The sequence below is a fragment of the Microbacterium sp. ABR10 genome (genome assembly GCF_057812175.1).
In genome coordinates this window covers 1012684-1025798 of record NZ_CM173821.1, presented here as the reverse complement: position 1 = coordinate 1025798, position 13115 = coordinate 1012684, and the positions used below count along the sequence as shown (strand labels likewise).

The 13115-nt window shown below is 70.1% G+C and carries 9 protein-coding genes; 3 read left to right on the top strand and 6 right to left on the bottom strand.

The window, feature by feature from the left end; all coding sequences use genetic code 11:
• Positions 1-54: 54 nt before the first annotated feature.
• The 3 genes from ACXKZF_RS04580 to ACXKZF_RS04570 all read right to left on the bottom strand — a co-directional run bounded on the left by ACXKZF_RS04580 (position 55) and on the right by ACXKZF_RS04570 (position 2870).
• Positions 55-381 (bottom strand): thiamine-binding protein, encoded by a 327-nt coding sequence (locus ACXKZF_RS04580; protein ID WP_243223918.1) that lies wholly within the window; start codon positions 379-381, stop codon positions 55-57.
• Between the two features lie 241 nt (positions 382-622).
• Positions 623-1927, bottom strand: a complete 1305-nt coding sequence (locus ACXKZF_RS04575) for a hypothetical protein (protein ID WP_488985524.1) — start codon at positions 1925-1927, stop codon at positions 623-625.
• Between the two features lie 85 nt (positions 1928-2012).
• The gene (locus ACXKZF_RS04570; protein ID WP_488985523.1) at positions 2013-2870 is read right to left on the bottom strand and encodes an ADP-dependent NAD(P)H-hydrate dehydratase; all 858 of its coding nucleotides are present in this window, start codon (positions 2868-2870) and stop codon (positions 2013-2015) included.
• 29 nt (positions 2871-2899) lie between these two features.
• Between ACXKZF_RS04570 and ACXKZF_RS04565 the strand changes: the two genes are divergently transcribed.
• On the top strand, positions 2900-3958 hold the full coding sequence (locus ACXKZF_RS04565) for an NADH:flavin oxidoreductase/NADH oxidase (protein WP_488985522.1): 1059 nt from the start codon (positions 2900-2902) through the stop codon (positions 3956-3958).
• A 141-nt stretch (positions 3959-4099) separates the two neighbouring features.
• On the opposite strand, the gene ACXKZF_RS04560 is transcribed toward ACXKZF_RS04565, so the two are convergent.
• Positions 4100-5155 carry a hemolysin family protein gene (locus ACXKZF_RS04560; protein ID WP_055958295.1) on the bottom strand — a complete coding sequence of 352 codons (1056 nt, stop codon included), beginning with the start codon at positions 5153-5155 and terminating at the stop codon, positions 4100-4102.
• The gene (locus tag ACXKZF_RS04555; RefSeq protein ID WP_243223915.1) at positions 5155-6495 is read right to left on the bottom strand and encodes a hemolysin family protein; all 1341 of its coding nucleotides are present in this window, start codon (positions 6493-6495) and stop codon (positions 5155-5157) included. Before ACXKZF_RS04555 ends, ACXKZF_RS04560 begins: the two co-directional genes overlap by 1 nt.
• Before the next feature lie 156 nt (positions 6496-6651).
• Between ACXKZF_RS04555 and ACXKZF_RS04550 the strand changes: the two genes are divergently transcribed.
• Positions 6652-7686 (top strand): glycoside hydrolase family 76 protein, encoded by a 1035-nt coding sequence (locus tag ACXKZF_RS04550; RefSeq protein WP_488985521.1) that lies wholly within the window; start codon positions 6652-6654, stop codon positions 7684-7686.
• Here the strand turns inward: ACXKZF_RS04550 and guaB1 are convergent.
• Positions 7676-9136 (bottom strand): GMP reductase, encoded by a 1461-nt coding sequence (gene guaB1 / locus ACXKZF_RS04545; RefSeq protein ID WP_055958306.1) that lies wholly within the window; start codon positions 9134-9136, stop codon positions 7676-7678. The two genes, ACXKZF_RS04550 and guaB1, sit on opposite strands and share 11 nt — an antisense overlap.
• Before the next feature lie 171 nt (positions 9137-9307).
• On the opposite strand from guaB1, the gene ACXKZF_RS04540 reads away from it, so the two are divergent.
• Positions 9308-13000: a multifunctional oxoglutarate decarboxylase/oxoglutarate dehydrogenase thiamine pyrophosphate-binding subunit/dihydrolipoyllysine-residue succinyltransferase subunit gene (locus tag ACXKZF_RS04540; RefSeq protein WP_243223913.1), complete on the top strand. Its 3693-nt coding sequence runs from the start codon at positions 9308-9310 to the stop codon at positions 12998-13000.
• The last annotated feature ends 115 nt before the right edge of the window (positions 13001-13115 follow it).

Sequence of the window (13115 nt, the reverse complement as noted above, 5' to 3'; positions counted from 1 at the left end):
GCGACATGACGCCGAGCGTCCCCGATCAGCGCTCGGCCGAGGTGGGAGGGAGCCTCAGCCGGCCCGGCGCCCCAAGGCCTCCTCGAGGCGCTCGACCTTGCCGTCCATCTCGCCCGTGCGGCCCGGTCGGATGTCGGCCTTCAGCACCAGCGACACGCGCGATCCGTATGGCATCACGGCATCCGTCGCCGCCTTGACGACGGCGAACACCTCGTCCCACTCCCCCTCGATCTCGGTGAACATCGAGCTGGTGCGGTGCGGCAGCCCCGACGCGCGCACGACCGCGACCGCCGCGGCGACGGCGTCGTGCACCGACCCGTCGGGGTTCTCCGCCGAAGCGGAACCGATGCCGGAGGGAGCGACAGAGAAGGCGATGAGCATGTCTCGAGACTACGGGCCGCGCGCGGGCGACAGGCTGCGAGCGAACGACGCGCCCACGGCACGTGGTCGCACCCGAGCCGCTCCCCCCGGGCCGGCGATCCGCACGCGAGCCGCCCATCGCAGCGCATGGTCGGCACGCGAGCCGCCCATCGCCGGCGGGCGGTTCGCAAGGCCGCCTTCCGGCGGCAGGCGCTCAGAACGCCCGAACCCGGGCGACGCCACGCTCAGCGCGCGTGCGGGATCACCGTCCGGCAGGCAGGCGCGGCACCGGCCGTCGTCCCGTGACGATCTCGCGGAGCCCCGCGGGCGGGCGCACGCGTGCGACGGGGGCTTTCACGACACGCACGACCGCCCACACCAGCAGCACCAGGGCGAGGAGGTTGCGCACCTCGAGCACGACCACCGGGAACGGGTTGGGGTGCGTCGCCATGAGGCCGTCGTACAGGAGCGGGTACATCCACTGCGTGAGACCGGCGATCACCAGCGTCATCCCGGCGAAGGCGTACCAGCGACGACGGTCGAGCATCAGGCCGAGCGCGACGGGTGCGAACAGCCACACGTAGTACTGGGGCGATCCCACCTTGTTCAGGGCGATGAAGGCGGTGACCAGCGCGAGCGACAACGGCGGGAAGAGACTCAGGAAGGTCGCGCCGTGGCGCAGTTTCCACACTCCGACACCCGCCACGCCAGCCATCACGAGCAGCATGATCGGCGTCATCGCCGCGATGAGCGGCTCGGCTCCCGGTCCGGTCACCTGGAAGGTGAGGACGTCGCCGTCGTAGTACACCTCGCTGCCGGGCACGTAGAAGGCGGCGAGGAACATGTAGAGGCCGCCCACGGGCGCCTCCATCTGAATGCCGCGCGAGGTCTGATCACCGACGAATCCGAAGACGAAAGGGGCACCGCCCAGAGCGACGACGGGGATGATCGTCGCCAGCGAAACCGCCACCGCGCCCCACACGAGCGCCAGGCGGCGACGGATGACCACGAGACCCGCAGCGAGGATGGCCGCCGGCCACACCTTCATCCACACGGCGATCGAAAGGAGAGCGGATGCCAGGAACGGACGACGCAGCATCCAGATGCCGCCGAGGAGGGCCAGCGGCACGGTGATGCCGTCGATGCGGTAGAGCCCGACTGGACCGATCAGCAGAATCGCCGCGAGCCAGAACCACGCCGCGATCACGCGTCCGCGCGAGCGAGCGTCGCCCACAAGGATCAGGAAGGCGACGAGGTTGAACAGCGACACCGTCAGCGCCCACGCCGGGGTGTAGCTGATGGCCCACGCGAACACCCACGCGAAGGTCATCGGAAGGAACGCGAGCTGAGGATAAATCCACTTCTCGGTGATGCCGGGCCACTGCCAGGTGTCGCTTCGCGTGCAGGAGGTCACGTCGACGCCGCCGAAAAGGGCGCACCGCGACCAGGGCTCGTACACCAGGTACACGTCGCCCATCGGCTCATTGGGCTGCTGATAGCCCAACACCGCTACGACGACGTGCACGGCGACGAACGCGATCAACAGGGGAACGACACGCCTCAGCACCGGGTAATCCTAAACGGGGCTGTCTGAGCGCCCCCACCGACGGCCGGACGCTCTCGCGCCACAACGGGCGAGTACGACACGAACGTTATGCGATCGAGTCCCCGAGCAGGGCGGAGACGACGCCGGGCAGCGCGTCGGCGACGTCGAGAGCGGTGATCGGACCGCCCCCACCCCCGTGGGCGAGGGATGCCGCCGTACCGGCGCGGCCGTGCAGCCACGCCGCGGTCGCCGCGCACGCCCCCAGTTCTTCGACGCCGCTTCGTCCGGCGGCGACGGCTCCGGCCGTGACCGCCCCGAGGACGCCTCCCAGCACGTCTCCGGTGCCCGCGGTGGCGAGCCAGGGCGTGCCCGCCGACACACGGCGCACCCATCCACCCGCCGCGGCCACGATGGTCACCGCCCCCTTCAAGAGCACGACGCCGCCGAACGCGTCCGCCGTCTCGCATGCCGCACGCTCCCGTGCGTCGACGTCCGTCGTCGCGACCGCGGACAATCCCAGTGCGTCCCGCAGACGGGCCATCTCCCGCGCATGCGGCGTGACGATGACCGGCGCGGCAGCCTGCGGCACGAGGTCCAGCGATCCGGCGTCCACGACGACCGGAACCTCGCCGCTCAGGATGCCGCGGAGCGCCGCGGCCTCGCAAGGCTCGCGCTCGGTGGCATCCGTTCCCGACCCGATCACCCAAGCCTGCACGCGCCCGTCGGAGGTGACCGTCTCGGGGCGACGCTGCAGCACGAGATCCTGCGCGCGCGCGGGACCGAGGTAGCGGACCATCCCCGTGCCCGCTCGCCACGCCGCTTCGACGCCCAGCACGGCGGCCCCCGGATACCGCGTGGACCCGGTTCGCATCCCCACGACGCCGCGGGAATACTTGTCGTCGTCCGCGGTTGGCCTCCGCAGTGTGCGGGCGGCATCCAGCCCGCTCCAGTCCTTCGCCGTCATGGCGTCACCCTAGAACGCAAAGGTCCCCCGTGAGCGCCCTCTTCACACCCCTGTCCATCCGCGGTATCGCGTTCCGCAACCGACTGTGGGTGTCGCCGATGTGCCAGTACAGCGCGGTCGAGGGGATCCCGAACGACTGGCACCACGTGCACCTCGCGCAGTTCGCCGCGGGAGGGGCGGGCCTGGTGATCGCCGAGGCGAGCGCGGTCTCGCCCGAGGGTCGTATCTCGCCCGACGATGCGGGCCTGTGGAATGACGCGCAGGCCGAGGCCTGGGCACCGATCGTCGCGGCGGTCCGCTCCCGCGGCGCCGTCGCGGGCGTGCAGCTGAGCCACGCCGGCCGCAAAGCGTCGACCACCTCGCCGCTCTCCGGCGAGCGCGGATCCGTCGCCCGCGACGCGGGCGGATGGACCACCGTCGGCCCGTCTGCGATCGCGTACGGCTCCTTCGCCGAGCCGGTGGCTCTGGATGCCGCGGCGATCGACGACGTGGTGAACGACTTCGCGGATGCCGCCCGCCGCGCCGTTGGGGCCGGGTTCGAGGTGGTCGAGGTGCACGCCGCCCACGGTTACCTGCTGCATCAGTTCCTGTCGCCGCTGACGAACCACCGCACCGACGCCTACGGTGGATCGTTCGAGAACCGGGTCCGCCTGCTCGTGCGGGTGACCGAGGCCGTTCGCGCGGCCGCTCCCGACGCTGCGCTGTTCGTGCGCTTCTCCGCGACCGACGCAGCGGAGGGCGGATGGGACGTCGCCGACACCGTCGCCGCGTCCACGGTGGTAGCCGAGGCGGGCGCCGACCTCATCGACGTCTCCAGCGGCGGTCTCGTGCCCCATCAGAGGATCGTCCCGGGCCCGGGCTATCAGGTCGCGTACGCCGAGACGGTCCGCCGCGAGACGGGCCTGCTCGTGAGCGCCGTCGGCATGATCGACGACCCGACCTTCGGCGAGCAGATCGTCGCCGACGGCCGCGCCGATGCGATCATGTCGGCTCGCGAATGGCTCCGCGACCCCCACTACGCCCTCCGCGCGGCCGCTGTCCTGGGTGCCGACTCGCCCGCCCCCGCGCAGTACCTTCGGGCGTACTGACGTGTGATCCCGCCGCCCAGCGCGGGATCCCGCGTGCCCGCGCGGACTCTTCGCGTACTGCGCACCATCTCCACGCGGCTCCGAGACGCAGAACACCGGATGCCGCGAGGCCCGAGCCCCGCGGCATCCGGTGTTCTGCGGCTAGACGAAACGACGACGCTCGGTGGCGTCCTGCACTTCGCCGACGAGCTCTTCGATGACGTCCTCGAGGAACAGCACCGCCTTGACGTCGCCGCGCTCGTCGCGCACCTGTGCAAGGTGGCGACCCGAGCGGCGCATGAGGGCGAGTGCATCTTCGAGATCCGTCGTCTCCAGCACCGACACCATGTGGTGGATGCGCTTCGCCGGGATGGGTCGGACCATGTCGGCATCCGACCCCTCCGCCGCACGCAGCACGTCTTTGAGGTGCACGTAACCGGTCGGGCTACCGGTCTCGTCGACGATCACATACCGCGAGTAGCCGTGCTGCGCGACAGCACGCTCGATCTCGGCCGGGGTCGTCGTCTCCGGGAGCGTGACCAGCGCGCCCATCGGCACCGCGATGTCGGCGGCCTTCTTCTCGGTGAACTCGACCACCGCGCGGACGGTGCCGGCGGAGTCGTCGAGCACGCCCTCGCGACGCGACTGCGTCACGATCGTCGCGACCTCGTCGAGCGTGTAGGTCGAGGCGGCCTCGTCTTTCGGCTCCACACGGAACAGGCGCAGCACGTGGTTCGCCGTCCAGTTCAACGCGACGATGATCGGGTAGAACGCCTTCGACACCGCCACCAGGGGCGGCGCCAGCATCAGCACCGCGCGGTCGGGCAGCGTGAATGCCAGGTTCTTGGGCACCATCTCGCCGAACACGACGTGCAGGTACGACACGATCAGCAGCGCGACGACGAAGGATGCGACGTCGACCGCGGCCTCGGGGAGCCCGGTGAGCCCGAGGGGACCTGCCAGCAGGTGGTGGATGGCCGGCTCCGACACGTTCAGGATCAGCAGCGAGCAGATCGTGATGCCGAGCTGACACGTCGCCAGCATGAGGGTGGCGTGCTCCATCGCGTACAGCGCGGTCTTGGCGGCGCGCGACCCGCGGTCGGCGTGCGGCTCGATCTGCGAGCGGCGCGCGGAGATGACGGCGAACTCCGCTCCGACGAAGAAGGCGTTGGCGATGAGGAGCACCACCAGCCAGGCGATTCCGGCCCAGTCGCTCATCACTGATCACCGCCCTTCGCCGCGCGGACGAGGTCGTCGACGTTCTGCTCCCGCGGGGTGGGGGTGAACTGCACCCGGTCGACGCGGCGGCCGTCCATGCGCTGAACGGCGAGGATGCCGTCGTCGAGGTCGACGGTGTCGCCCACGACGGGGATGCGCTCGAGCGCGGCCATGATGAACCCGCCCACGGTGTCGTAGACCTCGCCCTCGGGCACCCGGACGCCGGCTCGGTCGAGCACCTCGTCGGGTCGCAGGTCGCCGGGGAAGGTGAGCGATGCAGCCGAGCGCACCACGCCGGCGCGGGAGCGGTCGTGCTCGTCGAGCACCTCGCCGACGATCTCCTCGACGAGGTCCTCGAGGGTGACGACTCCGGCGGTGCCGCCGTACTCGTCGACCACGATCGCCATCTGGTAACCCCGCGAGCGCAGTTCCGAGACGAGCGTGTCGAGGTGGACGGTCTCGGGAACGCGCAGCGGCTCGGTCGCCAGCGCCGCGACCGGCACGTCACCCCGCTTCTCGCGCGGCACCCCGATGGCCGCCTTGAGGTGGACGACGCCGACGATGTCGTCCATCGACTCGTCGTACACGGGGAAGCGGCTGTGGCCGGTGCGACGCGCGAGCTGCACGACGTCGTCGGCGGGATCGCCCGCGGCGAGCGCATGCACGCTCGGGCGGGGGGTCATGACGTCGGCCGCGCTGAGCCGCGCGAAGGTCAGGCTGCGATCCAAGAGCGATGCGGTGTCCTTCTCGAGCATCCCGGCGTTCGCCGAGCGTCGGACCAGGCTCGACAGCTCCTCGGCCGAGCGCGCGCCCGACAGTTCCTCCTTGGGCTCGACGCCCATGGCGCGCAGCACCCCGTTGGCGCTTCCGTTGAGCACGATGATCGCGGGCTTGAACACGGCGGTGAACGCAACCTGGAACGGAATGACGAGCTTCGCGGTCTGCCGCGGAATGGCGAGCGCGAAGTTCTTGGGCACCAGCTCGCCCAGGATCATCGACAGCACCGTGGCGAAAGCGACGCCGATGACCGCGGCGAGCGAAACGATCAGCGCCTCGGGCAGTCCCCACGTCTGGAAGACCGGACGCAGCAGGCTGGAGATCGCCGGTTCCATGGTGTAACCGGTGAGCAGCGTGGTCAGCGTGATGCCCAGTTGCGCGCTCGAGAGGTGGGTCGAGGTGATGCGCAGCGCGTCGATCGTCAGCGAGAGCCGCGTCTCGCCCGCGTCGCGGCGCGCCTCGAGATCGGCGCGGTCGAGGTTGACCAGGGCGAACTCGCTCGCGACGAAGAGTCCTGTGCCTACCGTGAGCAGGAGCCCCACGCCCAGCATGACGAATTCCATCAATCGTCACCCCCGCTCGATCGCTCGGCGGAAGGAGGGTTTCGGGGCTCGGGTCTACAACTGGGAGGGTCGTCCATCGTGCGGATGATTCTATGGCAGCCACGGGCGACCGGCACCCGTTTCCCCCGCGCCCGACGGCCTGTGGAGGATGGGGGAATGGATGCGACATCTCCGGCGCAGGCACGCGCGCTTTCCGCCGAATCGGCCGTCGTCCGCCGCTACGTCCACCGTTACGGGCCGTTCGCGTGGGCGCACGCCGCGACGCCGGGCGTCGAGGGTTCGCGCACCTGGCACTACTGGTGGCACGCCCACCTGATCCACGTCTTCCACGACGCCGAGCAGCACCGACCCGATCCCCGGCGCAGGCGGCTCCTGCGCGCGCTGCACCGGGGTGTCACGTTGCGGACGCTGGGGCGCTGGACCACGCCGTTCTACGACGACGTCGCCTGGATGACCCTGGCGCTGCAGCACGAGGACCTGAACGACCGGCGCATCGACCGTCTCGTCCGGCGGCTCGACGAGGCCGTCGATCCCGCGGTCGGAGCGCTGCCCTGGGCGGTCGGCAGTGCGCTCTACAACGCCCCCGCCAACGGCCCCGCGGCGATCGCGCTGGCGCGGTCCGCGCACCGCGGATCGGCGATCGATCTCGACGCATGGGTCGCAGCGACCCTCGACGACCCGATCACGGGATTGGTGCGCGACGGCGTGGAAGACGGCATCGTCCGCCCCGAGCTGTGGACCTACAACCAGGGTGTCGCGATCGGCTCCGCGCTCGCCCTCGCAGAGGGCGCCCCCGACGCCGACGCCCGGGAGGCGCACGAGGCGCGAGCGGCATCGCTGGTCCACGCCGTCGCGCGCTGGTGCGCGGCCGAGGGAGGACTCTTCCCCTCTGCCGGTGGCGGAGACGGGGGGCTGTTCGCCGGCATCCTGGCCCGCTATCTCGCGGAGGCGGCGGTGTGGTTCGCCGACGACGGGGCGAATGACGAACACCGCGCCACGTCCCGCGCCGCGCGCGATCTCGTCCGCCGCAACGCCGACGCGCTGTGGAACGGACGACGTGCGGGGTTGTTCGCCGCGGACCCCCGACGCGCAGCACGCGCGGCCGGGGAAGACCTCGACTTCTCGGTGCAGCTGGGCGCGTGGATCACCCTCGAAGCGGACGTCACCGTGTCGGGCCTCGTCACCAGCTGACGGGGAGCGCCTTTCCCTCTTCGTACCCGGCCGCGGACTGCAGGCCCACCCGGGCGCGCTCGTGGAACTGCGCGACGGTCGACGCGCCGGCGTACGTGAACGAGGAGCGCACCCCCGACGTGATCATGTCGAGAAGGTCTTCGAGACCCGGGCGCTGCGGGTCGAGGTAGATGCGCGACGACGAGATCCCCTCGGCGAACAGTTCCTTGCGGGCCCGCTCGAACGGATCGAGGCGCTCGAATCGGCCCTGCACGGCCTTGGTGGATGCCATACCCCATGACTCCTTGTAGAGCAGGCCCGCATCGTCGGTCCGGAGCCGGCCGGGAGACTCGATGGTGCCGGCGAACCACGACCCGATCATGACGGATGCCGCGCCCGCGGCCAGCGCCAGCGCGACGTCCCGGGGGTAGCGCACGCCGCCGTCGGCCCAGACGTGCGCGCCGACGCTGCGCGCAGCCTCCGCCGTCTCGAGCACCGCGGAGAACTGCGGGCGTCCCACCGCGGTCATCATGCGCGTCGTGCACATGGCGCCGGGCCCCACGCCGACCTTCAGGATCGTCGCGCCGGCGTCGGTGAGGTCTCGTACCCCCTCGGCGGTCACGACGTTGCCGGCGGCGATCGGGATGCCCAGGTCGAGAGCCGCGACCTCGCGGAGTGCGCGGAGCATCTGCGCCTGGTGCCCGTGTGCGGTGTCGACGACGAGGACGTCGACGCCGGCGGCCGCGAGCGCGCGCGCCTTGCCGGCGACGTCGCCGTTGATGCCGACGGCCGCGGCCACGATGAGACGTCCGTCGGCGTCGATGCCCGGACGGTAGACGGAGTCGCGCAAGGCGCTGCGCAGGGAGAGGGTCCCCACCACGCGGTCCCCGTCGACGACCGCGACGACGTCGGTGCCGGATTCCTCGATGAGCGCGAACACCGTCCGTGGGTCGCCCACGCGGTGCGCCTCGATCACGGGGGTCTCGCCGCGCGTGATGTCGCCGAGCGTGGCATCCAGAAGCGCCGTCGCCAGGCGGGGAGCAGGCACGATGCCGCGGAAGTCTGCGAGGTCGACGACGCCGCCCTCTCGGGTCTCGGCGACGATGATGCCGTGACCGGGTACCGGCGGCAGAAGGAGACGCGCGTCGGCCACCGTCGCGCCGGGAGGCAGCACGAGGGGTGCGTCCCAGGCCACCGGCCGCGACTTGACCCACTCGACCGCGTCGAGCAGGTCGGGCAGGGCGAGGTCCTGCGGGAGGACGCCGAGCCCGCCCCGACGCGCGAGGGCCGCGGCGAGCCGCGTTCCCGTCACCGAGTTCATGTTGGCCGAGACCAGCGGCAGCGTCGCCCCGCTCCCGTCGGCGGGGGCGAGATCCACATCGAGGCGGCTGCGCACCTCGGAATGACGCGGGACGAGGAACACGTCCGAGTACGTCAGGTCGACATCGGGCTGGGCACCGGAGAACTCCATGGTGTCCACCTCATCACACCAGCCGGATGAACGACCCGATGGCGATTCGAAAGTAAAGGCCCCGTAAAGGCCCGGGTCGCCCTCGGCAACCTCGGCTAGGCTGGCCCGAGCGCAGACGGCGACGTCTGTGCATCCACAGGAATCTTCATCGAGGAAAGCAGGCGATCGACTGTGTCGAGCCAGGTGACGGGCGTCGGTACTTCGAGCGAGGGCGAGTTCGGCGCGAACGAGTGGCTCGTAGACGAACTCTACGAACAGTTCAAAGTCGACAAGCACTCCGTAGACAAGGCCTGGTGGCCGATTCTGGAGGCGTACCACCCGGTCGTCGACGGGTCATCCGCCGCCGCTCCCCCGCCCTCGGCGCCGCCGGCGCAGGCGGTCTCCGAGCCCAAGCCCGTGACTGCCCCGATCCCGATCGTCGGCCAGGCACCGGTGGCGCGCACCACCGCGAAGCCCGCCAAGCCGCAGCCGATCCCCGCACAGGCGCCGAACGCCGTCCCCTCGGCCAGCTCCGAGAGCACCGAAGAAGATCGTGTGACGGTCCTGAAGGGCATGCCGAAGGCGCTGGCGTCCAACATGGACGACTCCCTGACGGTGCCCACCGCCACGAGCGTGCGCACCATCCCCGCGAAGCTGATGATCGACAACCGCATCGTCATCAACAACCACATGTCCCGCACGCGCGGCGGCAAGGTCAGCTTCACGCACCTCATCGGCTGGGCATTGATCCAGGCGCTGAAGGAGTTCCCGAGCCAGAACGTGTACTACGCCGAGATCGACGGCAAGCCGTCGGTGGTGGCGCCCGCGCACGTCAACCTCGGCATCGCGATCGACATGCCCAAGCCCGACGGCTCGCGCGCGCTGCTGGTGCCGAGCGTCAAGCGCGCCGACACGCTCACGTTCGGCGAGTTCCTCGCCTCGTATGAAGACCTCGTGCGCCGAGCCCGCGGCAACAAGCTCACCCCCGGCGACTTCCAGGGCACGACGGTCTCGCTGACCAACCCCGGCGGCATCGGCACGGTCCATTCCGTTCCGCGTCTCATGCGCGGCCAGGGCGCCATCATCGGCGCCGGTGCGCTCGACTACCCCGCCGAGTTCCAGGGTGCGAGCGAGAAGACGCTCAACGAACTGGCGATCGGCAAGACGATCACCCTGACGAGCACCTACGACCACCGCGTCATCCAGGGTGCGGGCTCGGGCGAGTTCCTCAAGAAGGTGCACGAGCTGCTCATCGGGCAGCGGGGCTTCTACGACGACATCTTCTCGGCGCTGCGCATCCCCTACGCCCCCATCCACTGGGCCGCCGACATCAGCGTCGACATCTCCGAGCGCATCGACAAGAGCGCTCGCGTGCAGGAGCTCATCAACTCCTTCCGCGTGCGCGGCCACCTCATGGCCGATATCGACCCGCTCGAGTACGTCCAGCGCACGCACCCCGACCTCGAGATCGAGCAACACGGCCTCACGTTCTGGGACCTCGACCGGGAGTTCGTCACCGGCGGTCTCGGCGGCAAGCGCGTCGCCAAGCTGCGTGACATCCTCGGCGTGCTGCGCGACTCGTACTGCCGCACCATGGGTGTGGAGTACATGCACATCCAAGACCCCGTGCAGCGCCAGTGGTTCCAGCGCAACGTCGAGGTCAAGTACACCAAGCCCGGTCACGACGAGCAGCTGCGGATCCTGTCCAAGCTCAACCAGGCCGAGGCGTTCGAGACGTTCCTGCAAACCAAGTACGTCGGTCAGAAGCGTTTCAGCCTCGAGGGCGGCGAGTCGCTCATCCCACTGCTCGACCAGATCCTGCAGGGCGCGGCCACGGTCGGCCTCGACGGGGCGGCGATCGGTATGGCCCACCGCGGTCGCCTGAACGTCCTCACCAACATCGCGGGAAAGACCTATGGTCACGTCTTCCGCGAATTCGAGGGCGCGGTCGCCATCGGCAGCAAGCGCGGCTCGGGCGACGTGAAGTACCACCTCGGCACCGAGGGCACGTTCGTGGGCGACGCCGGTGACGAGTTGCCCGTGTACCTCGCCGCCAACCCCTCGCACCTCGAGACCGTCGACGGCGTGCTCGAGGGGATCGTCCGCGCCAAGCAGGACCGCAAGCCCATCGGCACCTTCTCGTGGCTGCCCATCCTCGTGCACGGTGACGCCGCGTTCGCGGGCCAGGGTGTCGTGGTCGAGACGCTGCAGATGTCGCAGCTGCGCGGTTACCGCACCGGCGGCACGATCCACGTCGTGGTCAACAACCAGGTCGGCTTCACCACCACGCCGAACGATGCGCGGACCTCGGTGTACGCCACCGACGTGGCGAAGACGATCCAGGCCCCGATCCTGCACGTGAACGGAGACGACCCCGAGGCCGTCGTCCGCGCGGCCGAGCTCGCGTTCCAGTACCGCGAAGAATTCCACCGCGACATCGTCATCGACCTGGTCTGCTACCGCCGACGCGGCCACAACGAGGGCGACGACCCCTCGATGACGCAGCCGCTGATGACGAACCTCATCGAGGCGAAGCGCTCCGTCCGCCGGTTGTACACCGAGTCTCTCGTCGGCCGTGGCGACATCACGGAAGACGAGTACGAGCAGGCGAAGCAGGACTTCCAGAACCGCCTCGAGGTGGCCTTCGCCGATACGCACGAGGCCGAGACGGGCGTCAACCCCGTCGTCACGATAGATGCGGCCGACGAGCCCGCCGTGGGTGCGCCCGAGACGACCGGAGTGTCGCGCGAGGTCGTGCAGCACATCGGTGACGCCTTCGTGAACAAGCCCGACGGCTTCACGGTGCACACCAAGCTGCAGCAGCTGCTCGACAAGCGATTCGACATGAGCCGCAACGGCAACATCGACTGGGCGTTCGGCGAGCTGCTCGCCTTCGGCTCCGTGCTGATGGAGGGCACCCCGGTGCGTCTCGCCGGGCAGGACTCGCGGCGCGGCACCTTCGTGCAGCGCCACTCGGTACTGCACGACCGCAGCAACGGGCAGGAGTGGCTGCCGCTGGCGAACCTCAGCGAGAACCAGGGACGCTTCTGGGTGTACGACTCGCTGCTCAGCGAGTACGCGGCCATGGCGTTCGAGTACGGCTACTCGGTCGAGCGCCCCGACGCGCTCGTGCTGTGGGAGGCCCAGTTCGGCGACTTCGCCAACGGCGCCCAGTCGGTCATCGACGAATTCATCTCGTCAGCCGACCAGAAGTGGGCGCAGCAGTCGAGCGTCGTGCTGCTGCTCCCCCACGGCTACGAGGGCCAGGGCCCCGACCACTCGTCGGCACGCATCGAGCGTTACCTTCAGATGTGCGCGCAAGACAACATGATCGTCGCGCGTCCGTCGACCCCCGCGTCGTACTTCCACCTGCTGCGACGCCAGGCCTACCAGCGTCCGCGCCGCCCACTCGTGGTGTTCACGCCGAAGGCCATGCTGCGTCTGCGCGGAGCGACGAGCCCGGTCGAGAACTTCCTCGAGGGCCGGTTCGAGCCCGTGCTCGACGACGATCGCGGCATCGACCGCGGTGCCGTGAAGCGTGTGCTCCTGCACGCCGGCAAGATCCACTGGGATCTGCGCGCCGAGCTCGACAAGAACCCCAACCCCGAGATCGCCCTCGTGCGGGTCGAGCAGTACTACCCCGCCCCGATCGACGAGCTCAACCAGGTGCTCGCGCAGTACCCGAACGCCGAACTGGCGTGGGTGCAGGACGAGCCCGAGAACCAGGGTGCGTGGCCGTTCATCGCTCTCGAAGTCGCCGACCAGCTCGGTGGTCGCCCGGTCCGCCGCATCTCGCGTGCGTCCGCCGCCTCCACGGCGACCGGCTCGCCGAAGGTGCACGCCAACGAGCACGCGGCGATCATGAAAGAAGCGCTCGGGAGCTGATACCCACCGCGAAAGGCCCGGTCGATGTCGGCCGGGCCTTTCGTCATGGCGTCGGGATGTGAGGCAGACACCGCCCGCGGGTAGGACGACACTGCGTCCGCCTCCGCAGAACGAA

Coding starts and splice junctions, on each gene's coding strand:
- ACXKZF_RS04580 (WP_243223918.1), bottom strand. CDS start 381: ATGCTCATCGCCTTCTCTGTCGCTCCCTCCGGCATCGGTTCCGCTTCG.
- ACXKZF_RS04555 (WP_243223915.1), bottom strand. CDS start 6,495: ATGGAATTCGTCATGCTGGGCGTGGGGCTCCTGCTCACGGTAGGCACA.
- guaB1 (WP_055958306.1), bottom strand. CDS start 9,136: ATGGAGTTCTCCGGTGCCCAGCCCGATGTCGACCTGACGTACTCGGAC.
- ACXKZF_RS04550 (WP_488985521.1), top strand. CDS start 6,652: ATGGATGCGACATCTCCGGCGCAGGCACGCGCGCTTTCCGCCGAATCG.
- ACXKZF_RS04560 (WP_055958295.1), bottom strand. CDS start 5,155: ATGAGCGACTGGGCCGGAATCGCCTGGCTGGTGGTGCTCCTCATCGCC.
- ACXKZF_RS04570 (WP_488985523.1), bottom strand. CDS start 2,870: ATGACGGCGAAGGACTGGAGCGGGCTGGATGCCGCCCGCACACTGCGG.